At 65.8% G+C, this 21,183-nt stretch carries 22 protein-coding genes and 1 other RNA gene; 12 read left to right on the plus strand and 11 right to left on the minus strand.

Going from position 1 to position 21,183, the window contains the following annotated elements:
- Nucleotides 1-373: 373 nt before the first annotated feature.
- Nucleotides 374-1,549, plus strand: coding sequence for a CaiB/BaiF CoA transferase family protein (locus tag ACQY4T_RS24385; protein WP_428535946.1), 1,176 nt, complete (start codon nucleotides 374-376; stop codon nucleotides 1,547-1,549).
- Entirely contained in the window at nucleotides 1,546-2,028 is a 483-nt protein-coding gene (locus tag ACQY4T_RS24390) for a MaoC family dehydratase (RefSeq protein WP_428535948.1), read from the plus strand. Before ACQY4T_RS24385 ends, ACQY4T_RS24390 begins: the two co-directional genes overlap by 4 nt.
- Before the next feature lie 20 nt (nucleotides 2,029-2,048).
- Here ACQY4T_RS24390 and ACQY4T_RS24395 read toward each other — a convergent pair whose 3' ends face one another.
- From ACQY4T_RS24395 to ACQY4T_RS24440, 10 genes are all read right to left on the minus strand, one after another.
- Entirely contained in the window at nucleotides 2,049-2,471 is a 423-nt protein-coding gene (locus ACQY4T_RS24395) for a helix-turn-helix domain-containing protein (protein ID WP_428535950.1), read from the minus strand.
- Nucleotides 2,468-3,013: a Smr/MutS family protein gene (locus ACQY4T_RS24400; protein ID WP_428535952.1), complete on the minus strand. Its 546-nt coding sequence runs from the start codon at nucleotides 3,011-3,013 to the stop codon at nucleotides 2,468-2,470. The genes ACQY4T_RS24395 and ACQY4T_RS24400 overlap by 4 nt, the downstream gene beginning before the upstream one ends.
- Before the next feature lie 99 nt (nucleotides 3,014-3,112).
- Complete coding sequence (locus ACQY4T_RS24405) at nucleotides 3,113-3,469, minus strand: gamma-butyrobetaine hydroxylase-like domain-containing protein (protein ID WP_428535954.1); 357 nt, start codon at nucleotides 3,467-3,469, stop codon at nucleotides 3,113-3,115.
- Entirely contained in the window at nucleotides 3,469-3,693 is a 225-nt protein-coding gene (locus ACQY4T_RS24410; RefSeq protein WP_428535956.1) for a Trm112 family protein, read from the minus strand. Before ACQY4T_RS24410 ends, ACQY4T_RS24405 begins: the two co-directional genes overlap by 1 nt.
- A gap of 114 nt (nucleotides 3,694-3,807) precedes the next feature.
- Nucleotides 3,808-4,485 carry an LON peptidase substrate-binding domain-containing protein gene (locus ACQY4T_RS24415; protein WP_428535958.1) on the minus strand — a complete coding sequence of 226 codons (678 nt, stop codon included), beginning with the start codon at nucleotides 4,483-4,485 and terminating at the stop codon, nucleotides 3,808-3,810.
- 28 nt (nucleotides 4,486-4,513) lie between these two features.
- Nucleotides 4,514-5,461: a tetratricopeptide repeat protein gene (locus ACQY4T_RS24420; protein WP_428535960.1), complete on the minus strand. Its 948-nt coding sequence runs from the start codon at nucleotides 5,459-5,461 to the stop codon at nucleotides 4,514-4,516.
- Between the two features lie 209 nt (nucleotides 5,462-5,670).
- Nucleotides 5,671-6,603 carry a ribose-phosphate pyrophosphokinase gene (locus tag ACQY4T_RS24425; RefSeq protein ID WP_428535962.1) on the minus strand — a complete coding sequence of 311 codons (933 nt, stop codon included), beginning with the start codon at nucleotides 6,601-6,603 and terminating at the stop codon, nucleotides 5,671-5,673.
- A 374-nt stretch (nucleotides 6,604-6,977) separates the two neighbouring features.
- Complete coding sequence (locus ACQY4T_RS24430; protein WP_428535964.1) at nucleotides 6,978-7,742, minus strand: enoyl-CoA hydratase; 765 nt, start codon at nucleotides 7,740-7,742, stop codon at nucleotides 6,978-6,980.
- Between the two features lie 53 nt (nucleotides 7,743-7,795).
- Nucleotides 7,796-8,161, minus strand: coding sequence for a type II toxin-antitoxin system VapC family toxin (locus ACQY4T_RS24435; protein WP_428535966.1), 366 nt, complete (start codon nucleotides 8,159-8,161; stop codon nucleotides 7,796-7,798).
- Between the two features lie 111 nt (nucleotides 8,162-8,272).
- The gene (locus tag ACQY4T_RS24440) at nucleotides 8,273-8,470 is read right to left on the minus strand and encodes a type II toxin-antitoxin system VapB family antitoxin (protein ID WP_428535968.1); all 198 of its coding nucleotides are present in this window, start codon (nucleotides 8,468-8,470) and stop codon (nucleotides 8,273-8,275) included.
- 139 nt (nucleotides 8,471-8,609) lie between these two features.
- Here ACQY4T_RS24440 and ssrA point away from each other — a divergent pair.
- Nucleotides 8,610-8,936, plus strand: a transfer-messenger RNA (tmRNA) gene (gene ssrA / locus ACQY4T_RS24445).
- 6 nt (nucleotides 8,937-8,942) lie between these two features.
- Here ssrA and ACQY4T_RS24450 read toward each other — a convergent pair.
- A complete protein-coding gene (locus ACQY4T_RS24450; protein WP_428535970.1) occupies nucleotides 8,943-9,620 on the minus strand; it encodes an ArsR/SmtB family transcription factor in 678 nt (225 codons plus the stop codon).
- Between ACQY4T_RS24450 and ACQY4T_RS24455 the strand changes: the two genes are divergently transcribed.
- The 9 genes from ACQY4T_RS24455 (at nucleotide 9,601) to ACQY4T_RS24495 (ending at nucleotide 21,053) form a co-directional block, all read left to right on the plus strand.
- Complete coding sequence (locus ACQY4T_RS24455; protein ID WP_428535972.1) at nucleotides 9,601-9,834, plus strand: hypothetical protein; 234 nt, start codon at nucleotides 9,601-9,603, stop codon at nucleotides 9,832-9,834. The two genes, ACQY4T_RS24450 and ACQY4T_RS24455, sit on opposite strands and share 20 nt — an antisense overlap.
- 158 nt (nucleotides 9,835-9,992) lie before the next feature.
- On the plus strand, nucleotides 9,993-11,030 hold the full coding sequence (locus ACQY4T_RS24460) for an SMP-30/gluconolactonase/LRE family protein (protein WP_428535974.1): 1,038 nt from the start codon (nucleotides 9,993-9,995) through the stop codon (nucleotides 11,028-11,030).
- Between the two features lie 386 nt (nucleotides 11,031-11,416).
- Nucleotides 11,417-13,495 (plus strand): DNA topoisomerase IV subunit B, encoded by a 2,079-nt coding sequence (gene parE, locus ACQY4T_RS24465; RefSeq protein ID WP_428535976.1) that lies wholly within the window; start codon nucleotides 11,417-11,419, stop codon nucleotides 13,493-13,495.
- A gap of 222 nt (nucleotides 13,496-13,717) precedes the next feature.
- On the plus strand, nucleotides 13,718-14,845 hold the full coding sequence (locus ACQY4T_RS24470; protein WP_428535978.1) for an acyl-CoA dehydrogenase family protein: 1,128 nt from the start codon (nucleotides 13,718-13,720) through the stop codon (nucleotides 14,843-14,845).
- 10 nt (nucleotides 14,846-14,855) lie between these two features.
- Nucleotides 14,856-16,091, plus strand: coding sequence for an acyl-CoA dehydrogenase family protein (locus ACQY4T_RS24475; RefSeq protein WP_428535980.1), 1,236 nt, complete (start codon nucleotides 14,856-14,858; stop codon nucleotides 16,089-16,091).
- Complete coding sequence (locus ACQY4T_RS24480; protein WP_428535982.1) at nucleotides 16,088-18,202, plus strand: acetate--CoA ligase family protein; 2,115 nt, start codon at nucleotides 16,088-16,090, stop codon at nucleotides 18,200-18,202. Before ACQY4T_RS24475 ends, ACQY4T_RS24480 begins: the two co-directional genes overlap by 4 nt.
- 13 nt (nucleotides 18,203-18,215) lie before the next feature.
- On the plus strand, nucleotides 18,216-19,127 hold the full coding sequence (locus tag ACQY4T_RS24485; protein ID WP_428535984.1) for a TauD/TfdA dioxygenase family protein: 912 nt from the start codon (nucleotides 18,216-18,218) through the stop codon (nucleotides 19,125-19,127).
- A gap of 179 nt (nucleotides 19,128-19,306) precedes the next feature.
- On the plus strand, nucleotides 19,307-20,035 hold the full coding sequence (aqpZ, locus tag ACQY4T_RS24490) for an aquaporin Z (RefSeq protein WP_428535986.1): 729 nt from the start codon (nucleotides 19,307-19,309) through the stop codon (nucleotides 20,033-20,035).
- A 151-nt stretch (nucleotides 20,036-20,186) separates the two neighbouring features.
- A complete protein-coding gene (locus tag ACQY4T_RS24495; protein ID WP_428535988.1) occupies nucleotides 20,187-21,053 on the plus strand; it encodes an SDR family NAD(P)-dependent oxidoreductase in 867 nt (288 codons plus the stop codon).
- The last annotated feature ends 130 nt before the right edge of the window (nucleotides 21,054-21,183 follow it).

Raw genomic sequence — 21,183 nt, forward strand, 5'->3', positions numbered from 1 at the left:
TCCATACTGATTGTCTTGCCAACGCCTGCGAATCGGGAGCAGACTATAGCCGTCGTAGCAACAACTGAAAGGAGGTGATCCAGTGTCTCATTGTTCCGTGGCTTCCATCGCCCAGACCTGGATCGCCGGCGTACAGACGTCGGCGTAGAACGCTCCGGTCCGGCAACGGACGCACACAAACAATGGGAAGGCCTCGGAATTCGTTCCGGGGCCTTCCGTCTGTTTGGGGCCTTCCCTCTGTCTGGGGTCGGCTGGTGGTTGATAGGCTTTCCGATTGCCTCGTCAAGCCGACCGGGGGTGCGCGACCAGCCTTTGACACCGCCACCCGAGGGCGCTTTGTTCGCCAACCAAGGCAGCCAAAAGGAAACGCCCGATGCGTCCGATGGAGGGCATGCGCGTGATCGCGCTGGAACACGCGGTCGCCGGGCCGCTCTGCACCCGACACCTGGTCGATCTGGGCGCCGAGGTGATCAAGATCGAGCGTCCGGGTGATGGCGATTTCGCCCGCGCCTACGACGATTTTGTCGATGGCATCAGCAGTATTTTCATCTGGCTCAACCGGGGCAAGCGCAGCGTCACGCTCGATATCAAGCAGCCCGATGCCCGCGCGGCAATGGACGCGCTGATCGCCGGCGCTGACGTGCTGGTGCAGAACCTGGCCCCCGGCGCGGCCGCCCGCCTCGGGCTGACGCACGCGGCGCTGCAAGCCGTCAACCCGAAGCTGGTGGTGTGCGATATATCCGGCTACGGCGAGAGCGGACCGTTCGTGCAAAAGAAGGCCTACGATCTGTTGATCCAGGCGGAATCCGGGCTGATCAGCGTGACCGGAACGGCAGACGAGCCGTCGCGCGTCGGCATCTCGATCGCCGACATCGCCACCGGGATGTACGCGATGACCGGCATCCTGTCGGCCCTGCTGCGGCGCAGCCGCACCGGCGAGGGGTCGAACGTCAAGGTCGCCATGCTCGATGCGGTGGCCGAGTGGATGACCTATCCGATGCTGCGCCACGCCTACGCCGGGTCGGCGCAGCCGCGAATGCCGACCAGCCATCCGGCGATCGCCCCATATGGCGCGCACCGGACCAAAGACGGCCAGGTGATCATGGGTCTGCAGAACGAACGCGAATGGGCGACGTTCTGCACCAAGGTGCTGGGTCGGCCCGAGACCCAGACCGATCCGCTGTTCGCCGACATGGCACGGCGACGGGCGAATCGGGAGGCGCTGACCGCGCTGATCGAGGACTTCTTCAGCGACAAGACTTCCGCCGAGGTCTCGGCTTTGCTGGACCAGGCGGGGATCGCCAACGGCCGGCTGAATGAGCCGATCGACGCCTGGAACCACGTTCAGTTCAAGGCGCGCGACAGATGGCGTGAGATCGGCACCGCAGCCGGCCGGGTGCGGGCGCTGCTGCCGCCGGCCACCTTTACCGACCAGGAGGCGGCGATGGGCGACGTGCCGAGCGTTGGTCAGCACACCGATCAGGTGCTGACCGAGCTGGGTTTCACAGCCCAGCGGATCGCCGCGATGCGAGCGGCGCACGCGGCATGAGCGGGTTCGATCCGGCACAACACCGGATGGTCGCGGAGCAGCGCTGGTTCGAGGATTTCCGTATCGGGGAGCGCTTTCTGCTGCCCAGCCGGACCATGACCGAGGCGGTGTTCCTGGCCTTCCAGGCGGCCAGCGGCGACAACCACCCGATCCATTATGATGCCGAATACTGTCGCGCCAGGAACATGCCCGGACTGCTGGCGCACGGGCTGCAGTCGCTGGCGCAGACCGCGCCGGGTGCCGGGTTGTTCCCCTATATGGTGGAGGAGTCCCTGGTCGGCTTCATCGAGCAATCCAGCCGCTTCCTCAAACCGGTATTTGCAGGTGATACAGTCTATCCGGCGCTGGAGATCGACGAGCTGACCGGCAATCGAACGACCGGCGTGGTCGGCTTGAAGACCACGGTGCACAACCAGCGCCGGGAATTGGTGCTGGAGGGCCGGCAGCGCTACCTGCTGCGGCGTGCCAAGCCGGCGTAATCAAACTCGGCCCACCGATATTAATCCGAGGCTTGCCGATCGCCGGTGCGCGACGGCGCGGGCCGGCGCAGCCGCGGTTTCGGTTGCGCTGTGGTGGTGTCGAGGATCGCATGCAGCGCGGCGACAGTCTCCGGCGGCAGGCGGTGGATGATCTGCGCCATGCGGTTGGCCAGCGCGGTCTGCTCCGGCGCCAGTCCGGCGGTATTGACCGTAATCCTTGGGTTCGACAACCGAGCCAGGCGGGATAGGTCCTCGGCCTCGTCCCAGATCAGCCCGAAATACTCGTTCACCTGGTGCACCAGCCCAGCACTTGGGGCGCCGCGCTTGCCGTGTTCCAAGGCGGACAGATAGGCGGACGACACCTGCAGCGCCTGGGCCAGATGGGTCAGCGTAAGGCCGCGGTCGGCCCGCAAGGCGCGCAGCCGGGCGCCGAACGGGGTCATCGGATACGCCGCAGGATAAGCCGCACGGACCCGGGATTGAGCACATGCGGATGCGCCGCCCCGAGGATCAGCGGGCGGACTTCCGGCAGGTTAAGCCAGTGCGGGAATTCGCGGCGGATCACGCCGCCGGCCTCGCCGCTGCCGCGTCCGGTCACCACCTCGACGCAGCGCAGGTGGTCCGCGTGGGCGCTGCGCAGAAACGCCACCAGGGCGTGGAACGCGCGCTGCGCGGTCATGCCGTGCAGATCCAGGGTGCGGGCCGCCGCTAGCTTGCCGGACCGGAAGCGCTGCCAGGTGGCGCCGTCGATGCCGCCAGGGTGGGTGCCGACGGTCAATGGAGATGCCATCATTCGCGGCTTCGAGACCTGTGCGGCGACTTGCGGCGGCGGCGGTTTGGATGGAACCAGCGCCGGGGCCGCAGGTTCCGAGGCGGCCGGCGTTGGCCGCCGACGCCCCGCCCCGCGCAGCGGCGCGATCTGGCTGGCGTAGTGCGCCCAGAGCGCCTGTTCAGCTTCGGTCAGGCCGCGCGTTCGGGGCGGCATCGGGCGAGCCTGGTGGGCAAAAACCGGGCCCTGTGCGGAGCGGCCGCGGCCTGCGTGTGCGGAGCGGCGGCGGCCCGGTCGTCGATTTCCGTGGCCGGCCTATTTCGGGTCGCGCGACAGCCCGCGCGCGGCAAGCGCATCGAGGTAGCCGGCCCAGCGCCGGTCCTGCTCGCGGCCAAGTTCGGCCAGATAGTCCCACGAGAAGATCCCGGTATCGTGCAGATCGTCGAACACCAGCCGGACCGCGTAATGTCCCACCGGTTCGACGGCGATGATGCCGACATGGCGCCGTCCGGCGACGGTTTGCTTCTGCCCCGGGTGGTGGCCCTGGACCTCGGCGCTGGGGCTTTCGACCCGCAGGTATTCGGCCGGCAGTGGGTAACGGGTTCCATCTTCGAACGACACATGCAGCACCCGTGCCGCGCGGTCCAGGCGGATTTCCGTCGGCGCCGCCATTAAGCCTCCAGCTTGCGAGCCTCTTCCGGCAGCATGATCGGAATACCGTCGCGGATCGGGTACGCTAGGCCGGCCTTGCGGCTGATCAGTTCATTGGCCGCGCGATCGTATTCCAACGGCGCTTTGGTGAGCGGACAGACCAGAACCTCCAGCAGGCGCGGATCGATGGCGGGTGACAGCGATGCAACGGAGGCTGGCGGAACGGCGGGAGCGGATTCGTTCATCGTGGTTCTCGCTTGCGGATTTGCCAGGCGGCGTCATGCAGTTCGCCGACAGGTTTATGCGACCGCGTTGCATCACCGCAAGCCGTGGGCGAACCACCCCGAACGCGCCCCAGTCTAACTGACCGAATGGCCCGGCGGGAGGTCGGGCCCGGCAGCGCCCATCTGCAGCAGGGCGAGCAGCGTGGCCGCCCGGTCGGCGTCGGTCAGGGCCTCCAGCAACGCCTGTTTTTCCACCGCCTCGAACGGGCAGGCCATCGCCAGGGTGATCACCAGCCCATCGTCGGAAAGACCTCGGATAGCGTCCCAGTTGGCCTCGACATTGCGGCGGGCAAAATAGCCGCGCAAAGCGCTGAGCAGCTTTTCCCGCTCGATCTCGACAGCCGGCGGATTCATGTCCATGTCGCTGACATACCGGGCGAAATCGCAGCGCACGCGGCGATAGCCACGCTGCCCGTCGAGCTCAGACGCGACCGTGAACCGGACCATCCCCGTCAGCGTCACCAGCAAGCGGCCGTCATCGGTCTCACTGAATGATGACACCCGTCCCAGGCAGCCGACGCGATAAAGCCCCGGTTCATCCGAGGCCTCGGCCTCAGGCGATTGGGCATGCGGATCGGGCTGGATCATGCCGAACATGCGCCCGGTTGCCAGCGAATCCATGACCATCGCCAAATAGCGTCGCTCGAAGATGTTCAGCGGCAGCTTGCCGCGCGGCAACATCAACACTCCGGTCAGCGGGAAGACCGCGCATTCCTTGGGCAGGTCCTCGAACTGGGGATGAAATGCCGCCATTCAGGAAAAATCACCTCCTAATTGCCATTCAGCTAAACAACAGCGCGGACAAGCGCCGGCGGGCGGCAGCGGTGGCGGGGTCGTCGAAGCCCCACGCCTCGAAGAACTTCAGCAACTGCAACCGGGCGGCCTCCTCATTCCAGGTGCGGGCGCGACGGATGATGTCAAGCAGCGCATCGGCAGCCTGTTCGCGCTCATTCATCGCATTCAGCGCGGTGGCGAGGTCGTAGCGCGCCTGATGATCGGCCGGATCGGCGGCCAGCCGAGCCTGCAGCGATTGCAACTGATCCTTCGCCGCGCGTCCCTCGCGCGCCAGCATCAGCGCGCTACGGGCGCCGGCGACCTCGGCATGGTCGGTGACCTTCTCCGGCACCTGCGCCAGGGTTTCCTCCGCGGCCTCTTCCTGGCCCATCGCCATCATGGCTCGGATCAGGCCACCCCAGGCGTCACCGTTCTCCGGCTCTTCCGCGAGCAGCGCGCTGAACAGTTCGCCGGCCTGCTGCGCGTCGCCCTGTTCGAGCGCGGTCTTGGCCTCGGACAGCAGGTCGGCGGTTGGCATGGAACCGCCGGTCGACTTCAGCAGCGCCTCGACGAAGCGCTTGACCTCGGATTCCGGCTGCGCACCCTGGAAGATGTCGGCGATCTGGCCCTGCCAGAACGCCGCGACGGTGGGCACCGACTGCATCGGCAGGCCAAGCTGGGCGAGCTGGCGTACCAGTTGCTGATTCTGGTCGATATCGATCTTCACCAGCTTCACCCGGCCGCCGGCGGCCTTGGTCACCTTTTCCAGGGTTGGGGTCAACTGCTTGCAGGGGCCGCACCAGGTCGCCCAGAAATCGACCAGGACCGGGATCGAGCGGGACGCCTCGATCACCTCCTGCATGAAGGTTTTCTGGTCGCCGTCGGTGATCATGTTGGCGGCGGAGGCGGTCGTGCTGCCGCCACCTGGGGCGGACTGGCCGATGATGTGGTCCATGGCTCGTGCTTCCTGGTGGTCTGCGATCGTTGAGATGTAACCGCTCGGCAGACAAACAAGCGCCAGATCTTGTGCCTGACTCAAGTGCCTGACTGGCGCGGTCGGTTGGCGTCAAACATGCCGTATCTCGGCCAGTGCCGTCCAGGGGGGTTGGGCACGGGGGTAGAATGGGGCGTCGGCTTGGCGGTTATTCGGGCCCGTCCTGTTAATCAGTCGAACAGCGAGCTGACCGAGCTCTCGTCGCTGATCCGACGCATGGCCTCGGCCAGCAGCGGGGCGATGGTCAACTCACGGATATTGTCGCAGCGCTTGACTTCGTCGGTTGCCAGGATCGAGTCGGTGATGGTCATCATCTCGATGGCCGAGGTGGCGATGCGGGCAACCGCCGCGCCGGACAGCACGCCATGGGTGACATAGGCCCCAGCCGACCTGGCACCGCGCTTGATCAGCGCATCCGCCGCATTGCAGTGGGTGCCCCCGGAGTCCACCAGGTCGTCGACCAGGATGCAGTCGCGGTCGACGACGTCGCCGATCACGTTCATCACCTCGGAGTGGCCGGCGCGTTCGCGGCGTTTGTCGATGATCGCCAGATCGCAGTTCAGCCGGGTGGCAATCGCCCTGGCCCGCACCACACCGCCGACGTCGGGCGACACGATCATCACGTCGCGGCCTTGATAGCGCTCCTGGATGTCGCGGCTGAACAGCGGGGCGGCGTAGAGGTTGTCCACCGGAATGTCGAAGAAGCCCTGGATCTGCGCCGCGTGCAGGTCCATCGTCAGCACCCGGTTGGCGCCCGCCTCGGTGATCAGGTTGGCGACCAGCTTGGCGGAAATCGGTGATCGCGAGGCGGTTTTGCGGTCCTGCCGGGCGTAGCCGAAATACGGCACCACCGCGGTGATCCGTCGGGCCGAGGATCGCCGCAGCGCATCCAGCGTGACCAGCAGCTCCATCAGGTTGTCGTTAGCCGGAAACGACGTCGGCTGGATGACGAAAACGTCCTCGCCACGCACGTTCTCCTGGATTTCGACGAACACTTCCATATCGGCGAAGCGGCGGATCGAGGCTTTGGTCAGCGGCAGCCCGAGGATGACGGCAACGGCATCGGCCAGGGGGCGATTGCTGTTGCAGGCGAGGATCTTCATGAGCACGACCGCTGCAAAGGAAGCCGGACCGGTCGAAGCGCCGGAAACAGCCGGTTTCTAGCAACCGCCCTGTCACATGTCCATCAGCCGCCCGTGTCCATCCAGGGCAATTGCATTGGCCTCAAGCGCACGCTGCTGGAACCACGGATGCTGAACGGATGTGTAAGGTTTTTGAACCCAGTTTCCAGCGTAACGCCTATTTGCGTGCATTGGCGTGCATCTGCGGTTCCAAACTGCTTCTCTTGGTCACGCCGCGTCCGGTGCTCACGCAGCGTCCGGCGACTATCGCCGACAGAAAATCCAAATCCGAGTACCCTGCCTGTCCATCAGACGCCCGCCCCATCAGACGCCCGCCCCATCAGACGCCCGCCCGATCAGACGCCCGCCCAGGAGGCAGGCCGTTTGCTCAGGAAGGCGTCCATACCTTCCTTGAAGTCCCGGCTGGTGTAGCACAGGCGGATCAAATCGTCGTCGGCGGGCAGGTTGTCGCGCAGCCGGCGCAGCGCCTCGCGGGTTGCCCGCATGGTCAGCGGCGCGTGTCCGGCCAGCAGCGTGGCGAGGTCCGCCGCCCGAGCGAGCAGCGCGTCGTGGTCGGCGAGCACCTCGGTCACCAGACCGACGGACAACGCTTCCGGGGCGGAATAGAGCCGGGCGGTGAAAATCATCTCGATCACCCGGGCCGGCCCGACCAGCGCGGACAACCGGGCGATGTTAGCGATCGACAGGCAGTTGCCCAGCGTGCGGGCGATCGGGAAGCCGAACCGGGCGGTGGCGGCGGCGATGCGAAGATCGCACGACACCGCGATAGCGGCACCCCCGCCGGTGCAGGCGCCGGCGATCGCGGCGATGGTGGGCACCGGGCAACGCTCGATCGTGGTCAGCACGCGGTCGATGCGGGCCTCGTAGCGCATGGCGTCCTCGGCGCCGGTGAAGGCGCGGAACTGGTTGATGTCGGTGCCCGCGGCAAACGCCTTGTCGCCGGCCCCGGTGATGACCAGCACACGCACGTCGCCCGGATCGCCGGCGATCTCGGCCAGTTGCTCATACATCGGGAAGGTCATCGCATTGCGGGCCTGCGGACGGTTCAGCGTGATGTGGCCGATGCCGTCGCGCTGCTGGTAAAGGAGGTCTTCGGTCATGGCGTGATCCCTGAGGGGGGTTGGTCGGCTCCGCCCAAGGAGCGTGGGTCGGTTCAGCCTGGTGCCGCCAGGCCAAGGTCGCAGGCCACCTTGCGTAACCTCTGGTCTTTGGTCCAGAGCTTCGCATCCGGGGTCAATCGGGTGGCGGCGAGCAGGTGGGCTTCGACGTAGCCGATGCCACGTCCGAACAGGGCATGGCGATCGATGAAGCTGACGACCTCGGCATCGGTCGCCACCGCGGCTCGGGGCAACGCCGCCATGGTTTCCAGCACAACGCTGCGTTGGCGAAGCTGGCCCAGGGCGATTTCACCGATCACGAACGGATGCATAAGAACCGAAGCGGTATCGAGGAGTCTGCCAAGCCTCTCGTCTCCGGACCGCAGATGATCGGTCCAGATCGAGGTATCCACCAGGATCATGCGGCCAAGATCATGCGGCCAGGCTCAGGCGGCCCCAGGGCAACGCGGCCGGGCTCACAGGCGGCCAGGGTGATGCGGCCAGGGTGATGCGGCCAGCGTATGCGGCCAAGGTCATGCGACGGGCAGCCGTCGCCTCGGTGGTGCGGTCAGATCGCGTTCGCTACCGCCCAGACGGGCCAGCCGCCGAGCGCTTTCACGCTCGATGAGAGCTTTCAGGGCCTCGCGGACCAGGCTGGATTTCTCCTTGAGCCCGGTGAAGCCTTGGGCCGCGGCGACAAGATCGTCATCGAGGGCAAGTGTGGTGCGCATCGGTCAAGCCTCGCTGTCTATAGGCACGAATGTATCATCATTTGATGCGGTCTACAATGCTTCCACCCCTATTGCCCCTGGACGGCTGCGCTTGGCCGGAAAAGCGGAAAACGTATTGTGTGCGTCATCCGGCCGCAAATGGCTTGAATGGCGGCGTCAAGCGGCCTAAATCTACGCTGTCAGCTCGCTGACTATGGCGATAAACGGTGCGTGAAATAATCGTTGTGGACCCGGGGGCAGTGCCCGGCGCCTCCACCATTCATCCGCGATGCCGGGACACCCCGTATCGCAGTCCAAATGGGGGCGAAACAGGCTCGACACGCGTGGTAAAGACTCATCTTTTGCCCGGCATGATACCGCCGTTATCGGGTCAAATCACAAGTGCCAACGATAACGAGGCGCTCGCCGTCGCTGCATAAGCGATAGGCGCGGTTCGGGGGGGCACCGGGCAACAGAAGCCCCCCCAATTACTTCACTCCGACAGGTCGATGCCGAACCGCTCGGCCAAACCCCGCGTGCCGGCGGTGGTGATACTGACAGCGCGGGAATCTCGCTGCCGGGCGATCCAGCCGAGTTGTAGGCAGCGCGCAGCCAGCGCCGCGCCCAGGCGGCCGGCAATGTGCGGCCGGCGTTCGCTCCAGTCCAGGCAAGGCCGGCAGAACACACGCTTGCCGGCGGCCGGTTCGGCGCCGAAATCGGCCAGAAAAGCATGGCCCTGATCGGTGACCTCACCGCCATCGCTGGACAGCGTGACGTGGCCGCCGAGGGTCAGTGAATCGGCCAGTCTGACGCCGAGGCGTCCAGCCAGATGGTCGTAGCAGGTGCGGGCGGTGCGCAGCGCATCGCCGCCGCGCCAGGCGGTGCGCCTGGGCGCCGGACCGGCGACCGCCATGACGCTCTCCAGCATCTGCCCGACCAGCGGCGAAGCCAGGCGGAAATAGCGATGCCGCCCCTGTCTTTCCACCGCCAGAAGACTGGCATCGGTCAACCGGGCAAGATGGCCGCTGGCGGTCGGCGCCGACACGTGCGCCGCATAGGCCAGTTCCTTGGCGGTCAGCGCTCGTCCGTCCATCAGCGCGTTCAGGATGTTGGCTCGGGCCGGATCACCGAGCAGCGCGGCGACCGAGGCCATGCGTGAGGTGTCGCTCATGACGGTTCATATAGGCTGGATCGGCAGCATGTGCATGCCACGATGGTTCGGCGGCGACCGAAGTGTCGGCAAGCGTCAGATCGCCGATGACCGCGTCGCGGCAGCGCAATTGACAGTAAATCCTGATGCCGTCAGTGCTGTTCCACCGCCGCGGATCGATCAAGTGCGACCGAAAGAAATCGGCGCCGCGGGGATAGTCGAGGAAACACCATGATGCTGAAATCAAAAAAAGACGTCGTGTATGCTGTTTCGCTGGGTTTCGTGGCTGGCATGGCGTTGCCCGGCGCCGCGTCGGCCCAGCCCCCGGCAGGGCATTCCCCGGCAGAGGGGACCCCAGCAGCGCAGACCCCGGCAAGGCAGGCGCCCGCTGGAATGCCCGCGCCGGCCACCACCACCGCGCCGCAGACCCCGATGGCGGGCACGCCGCCGGGCGAGGCGATACAACCCTGGGGACTGCCTCCGCCACCGCCCGGCATCGGGCCGGTTTCGCAATTCGCCGACATCCACGACCAGCCGCAGGGGAAATTCCTTGAAGGGGGGTCGTTCGACGATGCCGGCAATTTCTGGTTCGTCGCCATCGGCAGTGGATGGATTTCCTATCTGACGCCGGAGGGCAAGCTGGTTCCGGGGTTCAACTGCAACCCGCCAGCCTCGGTCGGCTTCGCCTGCGAGCCGCAAGGCACGCGCTGGCATGACGGCAAACTGTATCTGACCTCGCGCCACCTTGGCATCATGGTCTGGGACCCACAGACCAAGAAACTCAGTTCGCTGGTAACGACCTATCGCAACCAGTTGTTCAAGGGGCCAAACGACCTGGATTTCGACGCCGAGGGCAATCTTTACTTCACCGATCCCTGGGGCACCGGGGCGGGGCCGGACTCCGCCGATCAGGCTGGCGCGGTCTATCAGTATTCCACCAGCGGCGTGCTGCGGCGGATCATCTCCACCGGCCAGTTTCCCAACGGGATCGCCGTCTCGCCGGACGACAAGACCCTCGCGGTCGCCGATTACGCCGCCAATCGAATGCTGTACTATTCCTTCCTGAGCGGACCGAACCCGGCCTGCACGCAGTGTGCCAACGATCCGGGGCATCAGACCTTCTCGTTCGCCACCTCCGGCAGCTTCAATCCCGGCAACGGCGGTCCCGACGGCATCCATTACGACGTGCACGGTGACCTGTGGGCCGCGCTCGGCATTGGAGGGGTCATCGAATACGATCCGCGCGGGATCATCCTTGGCTATGTGCCGCTGCCGAACGGGGACGCCGCGGCGACCAACTTCTCCTTCGGCGGCCCGGACAACCAGTACATCTATATGGAGGGCGCGGTGACCGGCGTCGTCTACCGCTTCAAGGCACCCTATCCCGGACTGGTCGGGCCTGGAGGCGAACGGCTTCCGGCGCAAAAATAAATCGTCGCCGGCGACGGCCGGGTTCGTGGCGGGCCCGGTGAGCTTCCACGCCCGGCGTCTCGCTTACCGGGGCTTGGTCGGGCGGGCGCCGCGCTCGGCCCGCACGCGAAGTCGCGGATGTGCTGCGCGGCAGCCGCCTTTGAGCGATCGAACCAGGCTGGATCCAGACGCGCCGCGTCCGGACCCGACCTGCGTCATCGCGTTATCGCCCGACCCCGGCTGAAACCCTCGGCTGAACCCCCGGCCGAAATCCCCGGTCGAACCCGGGCTGAACCCCCGGCTGAACCCCGGCTGGAACCCCCGGCTGAAACCCCCGGCTGAAACCATGACAGTTGCCGAAACCGGAGGCCGCCATGTAGGGTGCGGCCGAGATTTGGGAACACAGCATGAACGATCTGTTCGGGTCCGGGTCCGAAAAGTCTGGACCAAAGCCACCCACCAAGCCTGCCGCCCAACCAGATGCCAAGCCGGATGCCAAGCCCGCAAAGCCGGAAGCGGCGAAGCGCATTCCGCTGCCGATCCGCGACGACCAGGAATACTCCGCCAAGGACATCGAGGTGCTGGAGGGGCTCGAACCGGTGCGCCGGCGACCGGGCATGTATATTGGCGGCACCGACGAGCCCGCCCTGCACCATCTGGCGGCGGAAATCCTCGACAACTCGATGGATGAGGCGGTGGCCGGTCATGCCAGCTTCATCGAAGTCGCGATGGAGGACGGCAACTGGCTGACGGTGCGCGACAACGGACGCGGCATTCCGGTCGACCCGCATCCCCGGTTCAAGGCGCTCAGCGCGCTGGAAGTCATCCTGACCACGCTGCATTCGGGCGGCAAGTTCGGCGGCAAGGCGTATGCGACATCGGGCGGCCTGCACGGCGTCGGCAGTTCGGTGGTCAACGCACTCTCGGCCGAGATGGACGTCGAGGTAGCGCGCGACCGGGTGCTGTGGAAGCAGTCCTATGCCCAGGGCAAGCCGCGCACCAAACTGATCAATGCCGGCCCGGTACACAATCGCCGCGGCACCACCATCCGCTTCCGCCCCGACCCGGACATCTTCGGCGCCCTGGCGTTCATCCCCAGCCGGCTGTATCGGCTGTGCCGGTCGAAAGCCTATCTGTTCCGCGGCGTCGAGATCCGCTGGACCTGCGCAGCCTCGCTGCTGAAAGCCGGCAAGGATGACGTGCCGGCCGAGGCGGTGCTGCACTTCCCCGGCGGCCTGCGCGACAGCCTGGCCGCCGATATCGGCGAGCTGGCCAAGGTGCTGCCGCAGATCTGGGCCGGCGAGGCGGCGCTGCCCGGCGAATCGACCGGCAAGGCCGAATGGGCGGTGGTCTGGCTGGAGCAGGGCGATGGGTTCCTGCATTCCTACTGCAACACCGTGCCGACGGCGCAGGGCGGCACGCACGAGGCGGGCTTCCGGGCCGCGCTGGTGAAGGGCCTGCGCGCCTGGGGCGAGCATCGCGGCAACAAGCGCGCAGCGCAGATCATCGCCGACGATGTGCTGGACCCGGTGGCGGCAAAGCTGTCGCTGTTCCTGCGTGACCCGCAATTCCAGGGGCAGACCAAGGAGAAGCTGACCAGCATCGAGGCCTCCCGCCTGGTGGAGGGCGCGCTGCGCGACCGCTTCGACCATTTCCTGGCCGGCGATCCGGCGTCGGCCGACAATCTGCTGGCGTTCGTGATCGAGCGGGCCGAAGACCGCATCCGGCGCAAGGAAACTAAGGACACCGCTCGCAAATCGCCGACCCGGCGGCTGCGGCTGCCCGGCAAGCTAACCGACTGCACGCGGGAGAACGCGGCCGAGACGGAGATTTTCCTGGTCGAGGGCGACTCGGCCGGCGGATCGGCCAAGCAGGCGCGCAACCGCGAGACCCAGGCGGTGCTGCCGTTGCGCGGCAAGATCCTGAACGTCGCCAGCGCGTCGGCCGACAAGCTGCGGCAGAACCAGGAGTTGAAGGACCTGATCGAGGCGCTTGGCTGCGGCGTCGGTGACCGCTTCGACCGCGCCAGGCTGCGCTACGGCCGGGTGATCATCATGACCGACGCCGATGTGGACGGCGCCCATATCGCGTCCCTGCTGATGACGTTCTTCTACAAGGAACTGCCGGAACTGGTGCGCAACGGCCATATCTATCTGGCGCAGCCGCCGCTCTACCGGCTGACCCAGGGGGCTAAGTCCGTCTATGCGATGGACGACGCCGATCGCGAGCAGAAGACGCGCCAGGCGTTCAAGCCGGGGACCAAGGTGGAGGTGAGCCGCTTCAAGGGCCTGGGCGAGATGCCGCCGGCGCAACTGAAGGAAACCACCATGGACCCCGCCAAACGGACACTGCTGAAGGTGATGGCGATCCCGGAACAGCGGGCCGCCACCAACGACCTGGTCGAGAGTCTGATGGGAAGGCGCCCGGAGCTGCGGTTCGCCTTCATTCAGGAACGTGCGAAGACGGTGGAGGAAGTGGACGTCTGATGGCATCGGCATATAACCGACGCCGAGCGCGGCGCGCAACGAACTGATCACCTTTTCCGGACCGGAAGCCCGTTGCACGATGCGTTTCTTTTCCGACCTGTGTTTCGCCACCGGCCCACTGGCGGGAGTCCTTTGATCAAGACGCCATAGCGGGCGGCGGACTTGCCGCTGTGGCCTCGGCGGATAACAATCAGCCCCGGGACGAAACAGAGGCGGCGCACGATGAACTTCGAATTCTCGGACGAACTGATCCAACTCCGAGACCAGGCTCGGCGGTTTCTGACCGATCGCTGCCCGCCGGCAGTGCCCAGGCGCATCCTCGATACCAGCGAACCTTACGCGGCGGACCTGTGGCGTGCGATTGCCGAGATGGGATGGACCGGCGCTGCAATCCCCGAGGAGTACGGCGGGGTCGGTCTCGGCCGGCTCGCGGTGTGCGTGCTGGCCGAGGAAATCGGCCGAGCCGTGGCGCCGGTGCCGTTTTCGTCCTCGGTGTATCTGGCGACCGAGGCGATCATGCTGTTCGGGTCGGAGCAGCAGAAGCAATCCTGGTTGCCGAAGCTGGCGGCGGGCGAAGTGATCGGCACATTCGCATTCGCCGAACGGCCCGGACCGTTCGATGCGACCAGACTGACCGCATCGGTCGCCGCCGGTCGCCTGACCGGAACCAAGCTGGCGGTGCCGGACGGCGACATCGCCGACCTTGCCGTGGTCGCCACCCATGGCAGCGGCGGCGGCGCCTGGCTGCATCTGGTCGACCTGAAGGGCGCCGGCGTGACCCGAGAAACGGTGGTTACGTTCGATCCGACCCGATCGCACGCCAAGATCGAATTTTCCGCTGCCCAGGCCGAACCGCTGCCCGGCAGCACCGGCGCCAGGACGGTGCGCACGCTGCTGGACTATGCGGCGGTGCCGATGGCATTCGAGCAGGTGGGCGGCGCGCAAGCCGCGCTGGACATGGCGAACGCCTACGCCAAGGAACGTTTCGCTTTCGGCCGGCCAATCGGATCGTTCCAGGGGATCAAGCACAAGCTCGCCGATATGTATATACAGGTCGAGCTGGCCCGGTCGAATGCTTATTACGGCGCCTGGGCGGTGCACAGCAATGCGGCCGAACTACCGATCGCGGCCTCGGTCGCCAGGATCGCCGCCTGCGAAGCCGGCTGGTTCGTTACCAAGGAAAACATCCAGACCCACGGCGGCATGGGCTTCACCTGGCAGATGGACTGTCACCTGTATTACCGGCGCGCCAAGCTGCTTGCCCTGAGCCTGGGCGGTGCGCGGGAATGGAAGCACCGCCTGGTGAACGAATTGCGCGCCCGCAACACCACCGACCTGGAAGCGGCATAGGAGCAGCCCCATGGATTTCGACGACACCCAAGAAGAAGCCGCATTCCGCGCCGAGGCTCGGCGCTTCCTGGACACCAACGCCGAACGGCGCAAGCCCGGCGCAGTAGAGGGCTACCGGCGCGGCCAGGACGCCCCCGGCGCGATGCAGCGCGCCAAGGACTTCCAGCGCCGCAAGTACGAGGCCGGCTTCGTCGGCATTCATTGGCCCGTGGAATGGGGCGGCCGCGGCGGCAGCCAGATCCAGAACGTCATCTACAACCAGGAAGAAGCAAAATACGACGTGCTGTCGGGCATCTTCACCATCGGCGTCAGCCTGGCGCAACCGACGATCTGCAGTTGGGGCACCGCGGAACAACGCGACCGCTTCGTCAAGCCGGCGATGCGCGCCGATGAGGTCTGGTGCCAGTTGTTCAGCGAACCGGGCGGCGGATCCGACCTCGCCGCGCTGCGCACCAGGGCCGAAAAGCATGGCGACGAATGGGTGGTCAACGGCCAGAAGATCTGGAACTCCGGCGCCCACTACAGCGATTTCGGCATCCTGGTCGCCCGCAGCAATCCCGACGTGGCGAAGCATGCGGGGCTGACGTTCTTCATCCTGGACATGAAGACGCCCGGGATCGAAATCCGCCCGATCCGCCAGGTCTCCGGATCGTCCCATTTCAACGAGGTGTTCTTCGACAATGTCCGGATTCCCGACAGCCGCCGGGTCGGTCCGGTCGGCGCCGGTTGGAAAGTCGCGCTGACCACGCTGATGAACGAACGTCACGGCATGCGCGATGCGCCCGGCCCCGATGTCACCGAACTGTTCCGGCTGGCGCAATCGATCGACCTGGAAGACGGCCCAGCGATCGACGACTCGGCGGTGCAGGAAAGGCTGGCCGAGTTCTATACCCGCTCGCAAGGACTGAAATACACCAAGTTCCGCGGCATGACGGCGCTGTCGCGCGGGCAAACGCCGGGACCTGAGTCCTCGATCATCAAGGTCGTCGCGGCGAACAAGCTGCAGGACATCTTGTCATACGGCCTGGACATGATCGGCATGGCCGGACCGACGATGGGCGAGGCAATGCCGGTCGCCGGCATATTCGAGGAAGCCCTGCTGTATTCTCCGGCGCTGCGCCTGGCCGGCGGCACCGACGAGATCATGAAGAACATCATCGCCGAACGGGTGCTGAGGCTGCCGCAGGATCCGCGTGCCGACAAGGGACTGCCGTTCCGCGACATCCCGACCGGGGCGCGAAAGTGACCTCCCACAAGCTGCACAGCTTCTTCTGGCCCGAATCGATCGCGGTGCTGGGGGCGTCACCCGACCTCCATCGTATCCGTGGCCGGTTGTTTCGTCAGTTGCGCGACAACGGCTATCCCGGCCGCGTCCTGCCGATCAACCCAAGCTATCAGGAACTCGATGGACTACGCTGCTACCCCTCGATCTGCGCCGTCGAGGGCAGTATCGATCTTGCGCTGATCGCGATCCCCGCCGCCGGCGTCGCCGCCGCGGTCGACGAATGCGCCCGCGCCGGCGCCAAGAACGTGCTGATCATCAGTTCGGGATTCGCCGAGGAAGGCGGTGCCGCGGGTGACATGCAGGCCGACCTTCTTGCGGTAACAAAACGGACTGGAATCCGAGCCTGCGGGCCGAACTGCGAAGGCTACTATAACGCACTGGGCCGCGTCGCGACCACCTTCAGCCCGACGGTGGAAACCAAGGAACAGGACGATCGCACCTTGGTCTCGCAACGCCGTGTCGGGGTCATCGCCCAGTCCGGTGGTATCGGCTTCGCACTGTTCAACCGCGGCGCGGCGGCCGGGCTCGGCTTCAGCTATGTGATCTCCACCGGCAACGAAGCCGACCTGACAATGGCCGACTTCCTGGACTACATGGTGGAAGACCCGCAAACCCACGCGGTGATGCTGTTCTGCGAAGCGGTGCGCGACGGACCCGGCTTCGTCGCGGCGCTGGAAAAAGCTCGTGCGCTCGGCAAGCCGGTGATCGCCATCAAGGTTGGTCGTTCCGATGCCGGCAAGCGAGCCAGTGCATCCCATACCGCATCGTTGTCCGGATCCCACACCGCCTATCACGCGATCTTCGAGCGCTACGGCGTGATCGAGGCCGAGGATGCCGACGAAGCGGTCGCCATCGCCGGCGTCGTGCTGACCTGCCCGCTGCCGACCGGAAGGCGCGCCGGGATCATCACCGTTTCCGGCGGCGGCGGTGCCTGGATGGCTGATACCCTGTCGGCGCACGGGCTGCTGGTGCCGAACCTCTCGGCGGCATCGCAGGCCGCGCTGCGCCCGCTGATGCCGTCTTATGGCGCATCGGGCAATCCGGTCGATGTCACCGCGCAAGGGTCCAACACCGGCCCCGCCATGATGACCGTGATGGAACACCTGGCTCGCTCGGACGAGATCGACATCATGGTGCTGGTGACCTCCCTCGCCAGCGAGACAAGGGCGTCGCTGGACGCCGACCGGATACGAGCGGTGGCGGATCGCTGCGGCAAGCCGATGACGGTCTGGAGCTACACGCTGCCCTCGGCGTTCGGACGATCCGCGGCGGCCGGGTGCGGGCTCTTCGTGCACAGCGATCTGCGCAACGTCGGCGTGGCGATGGGCAAGTTGGCCAGCTACGCCGAGGCGTTGCGGCGGCCGTTGCCGGACCCGTTCACCCCGGTGTCCGGCCGATTGTATCCCGGACTGCCACCGGTGGTGCCGGAGTATCTGGCCAAGCAGGTGCTGGCAGCCTGGCTGCCCGATACGCCGGAACAACTAGCAGGGTCGCCGGAGGAAGCCGCCGATGCGGCGGACCGCCTGGGTTTCCCGGTGGCGCTGAAACTGCAGTCGCCAGACTTGCCGCACAAAACCGAGGTGGGTGGGGTGAAGCTGGCGCTGGCCGACCGCGCCGCTGTCGCCGGTGCATATACAAATATGCTGACGAATGTGGGACACCGAGCACCGGGGGCAAAAATCGACGGCGTGCTGGTGCAGCGGATGGCGCCGCGCGGGTACGAACTCGTCATCGGCATGGTGAACGATCCGACCTTCGGCCCGATCATGATGCTGGGCTTCGGCGGCACCACGGTGGAACTGTTCGGCGACGTGGTCCACGCGCCGGCCCCTCTCGATGAAGCCGAGGCCACACGCCTGATCCTGTCATTGAAAGCCGCTCGTCTGCTGACCGGTTTCCGCGGCGCCGAACCGATCGATCTGGCGCCGCTGGCGGCCTTGGTCGCGGCGCTGTCGCGAGCGGCACTGACTTTGACCGATCAGGTGCGGGAATTCGAGTTGAACCCGGTGATCCTGCACGCAGACGGATCCGGGCTGACGGTCGCCGATGCGCTGCTGCTGATGAAACAATAACGGAGGGCGTGGCATGCTGGGCATCGAACCGACCGGCGCGATCCTTGGCGCCACCGTTCGCGGCATCGATCTCGCGCAGCCCATGCCCGAAGCCGCCTTCGGCCAAATCCTGCTGGCGCTGGGTCAGCACGGCGTGCTGCGGTTTCCCGACCAGCTTCTGGACATCGGCGACGTCAAGCGTTTCTCCGAACGGTTCGGCGAAATCCAGGGCAATCCGATCCGCTCCGTCGATACCACCCAGCCGTACCCCGAGGTCGGCATCCTGTCGAACGTCAAACAGAACGGCGTCTATATCGGCAGTCCCGACGCCGGCCAGGACTGGCACACCGACATGTCGTATCGGGAGACAATCGGCTTCGTCAACGTGCTGTATGGCATCCGCATTCCTCGTCGCGATGGCAAGCCGCTGGGCGGCACCGCGTTCGCCAACATGGCCGCGGCGTACGATGCGCTGCCGCCCGACATCAAGACCAGGCTGGACGGCATGACCGCCACCCACGACTTTGAAAAATTCTGGGAGCACATGCGCCAGCACAAGGCAAGTGGCCGGCCGGCGATGACCGACGAACAACGCAGGTGGCGTCCGCCGGTGGTGCATCCGGTGTTCCTGACCCATCCGATCACCGGGCGCAAAGTGCTGTACTGCAACGAAGGCTATGCGGTAAGGATCAACGAACTGAAGCAGTCGGAAAGCGACGACATGCTGGATTTTCTGTTCCGTCATCAGTTGGAAATGCGATTTCGCTACAAGCACGACTGGAACGAAAACGACCTGCTGATCTGGGATCACCTGGGGACCATTCATCGCGCCATTGCCGATTATGGCCCCGACGAGATCCGCCTGATGCGCCGTTGCCAGGTGATGGCGACAAAGGTTTTCGATCCGGCGTTCCTGCGACCGGCGTTGCAAGCCGCCTGCGCCTGAGGCTCCGCCTTGAAGCTGTCACGCATCCTCACGGGATCGTTAAATGCCAAAGGCATCAAATACATATCAGATGCTATAGGCCCGAAAACGTTGGGCCTGCGTCCGGAAGTTGGCTGTCTACAGGGTGATCCGCGGCGGCCGTTTCTTGTATGTAGTGGGGGGAGCTAATGCAGGACGATATGGCACGTCGGGTGACCGCCGAGCTGTTCGGTACATTCTGGCTGGTGTTCGGCGGATGTGGCGCGGCGGTTTTGGATGCCGCGTTTCCCGAGTTGGGGATCGGCTTTCTAGGGGTGGCGTTCGCGTTTGGGTTGACCGTGCTGACGATGGCCTATGCGGTCGGGCCGATTTCCGGCGGCCATTTCAATCCGGCAGTCACCCTGGGCCTGTGGTCGGCCGGCCGCTGCGCGAACAAACACGTGGTCCCATATATCATTGCTCAGCTTATCGGCGCGATCGCAGCGTCGGCGGTATTGTGGCTGATCGCATCGGGCAAGCAGGACTGGGCCCCGAAGGGATTCGCGGCGAATGGCTACGGCGACCTCAGCCCGGGCAAATATTCGTTGACCGCGTGCCTGATCTGCGAACTGGTGATGAGCTTTTTCTTTCTCTATATCATCATCGGAACGACATCGAAGGGTGCCGCGTCGGGCTTCGCCGGCATTCCGATCGGGCTGGCGCTGACGCTGATCCACCTCGTTTCGATCCCGGTCACCAACACCTCGGTCAATCCCGCGCGCAGCACCGGCCCGGCGCTGTTCGCCGGTGGCGCCTACATCGACCAGCTCTGGCTGTTCTGGGTGGCGCCGATCGCCGGTGCGATGTTGGCCGGCGCGGTGGCGCGTTGGATGTATGAGCCGGACACAATGGTGCACACGACCGTCATGGAGGATCGTCGGACCGCCTGACCTGGCGGTCGGCGCCTCCGGCCGCCCGGCCACGCATCAGCCAACACGGGTGACCTGAGCAAGCACAGCTAGACTCACGTTCGCGACGGCTGACACACTGGCCACCAAGGCGATATCGGGCGAAGATAGCGTGAAATAGGGAAACCGTCCGATGCTCAAGCCGTCAGAGGCCAAGCTCTCAGGGAAAGTCGCGATCGTCACCGGCGCCAGCCGGGGCATCGGTCAGCAGATCGCCGAATTGTTCGCCGCGCAAGGCGCCAAAGTGATCTGCGCCGCGCGCACGCTGAACGAAGGCGAGCACCGCATGCTCGAAGGCTCGCTGTCGCGCACCGTCGGCCTGATACGCGACAAGGGCGGCGAGGCGACAGCGGTGACCGCCGACGTTTCGGTCGAAGCCGAATGCCTGGCGCTGGTGCAGGCCGCTCGAGAAAACTACGGCGCGATCGACATCCTGGTGAACAACGCCGCACTGAACTATTATCTGCCGACCGATACCTATCCGACCAACCGCTGGGTGCGCTGCTTCGCGATCAACGTGCATGCTCCCTTCATCCTCGCCAAGGCGGTGCTGACCGACATGATCCCGCGCCGCCGCGGCGCCATCGTTAACATCAGTTCCGGCGCGGCGATCGGACCAGGTCGCGGCCCGTACGACGACAAGACCGTGCGCGGCGGCGTGATGTACGGCGCCACCAAAGCGGCGCTGGAGCGCTTCACCCAGGGCCTGGCACAAGAGGTCGAGCAATACGACGGCATCAGCGTCGCCGCGGTGTCGCCGTCGCAGGTGGTGCCGACGCCGGGCACCATCCACCACAAGCTGGTCAGCGGCATCGACGACCCGAAGGGCGAGCACCCGATGCTGATGGCCCGGGCCGCGCTGCTGCTGGCGAGTGAACCGGCGCACACCGTCAACGGTCGGGTGACCTACAGCCAGCAGATCCTGAAAGAATTCGGCTGGATCGAGCAAGCAACCGGCCGCGGCGTCACCACCAGCGGGTCGGGCTATTCCCTGGTCTGACCAGAGGCGGCCACCAGAGGCGGTCTCACCAGAGGCGGTCTCACCAGAGGCGGTCTCACCAGAGGCGGTCTCACCAGAGGCGGTCTCACCAGAGGCGGTCTAACCAGAGGCGATCTGAGCAGCGGCACCG

The sequence above is a fragment of the Rhodopila sp. genome, from assembly GCF_965277825.1.
Lineage (GTDB): Bacteria > Pseudomonadota > Alphaproteobacteria > Acetobacterales > Acetobacteraceae > Rhodopila.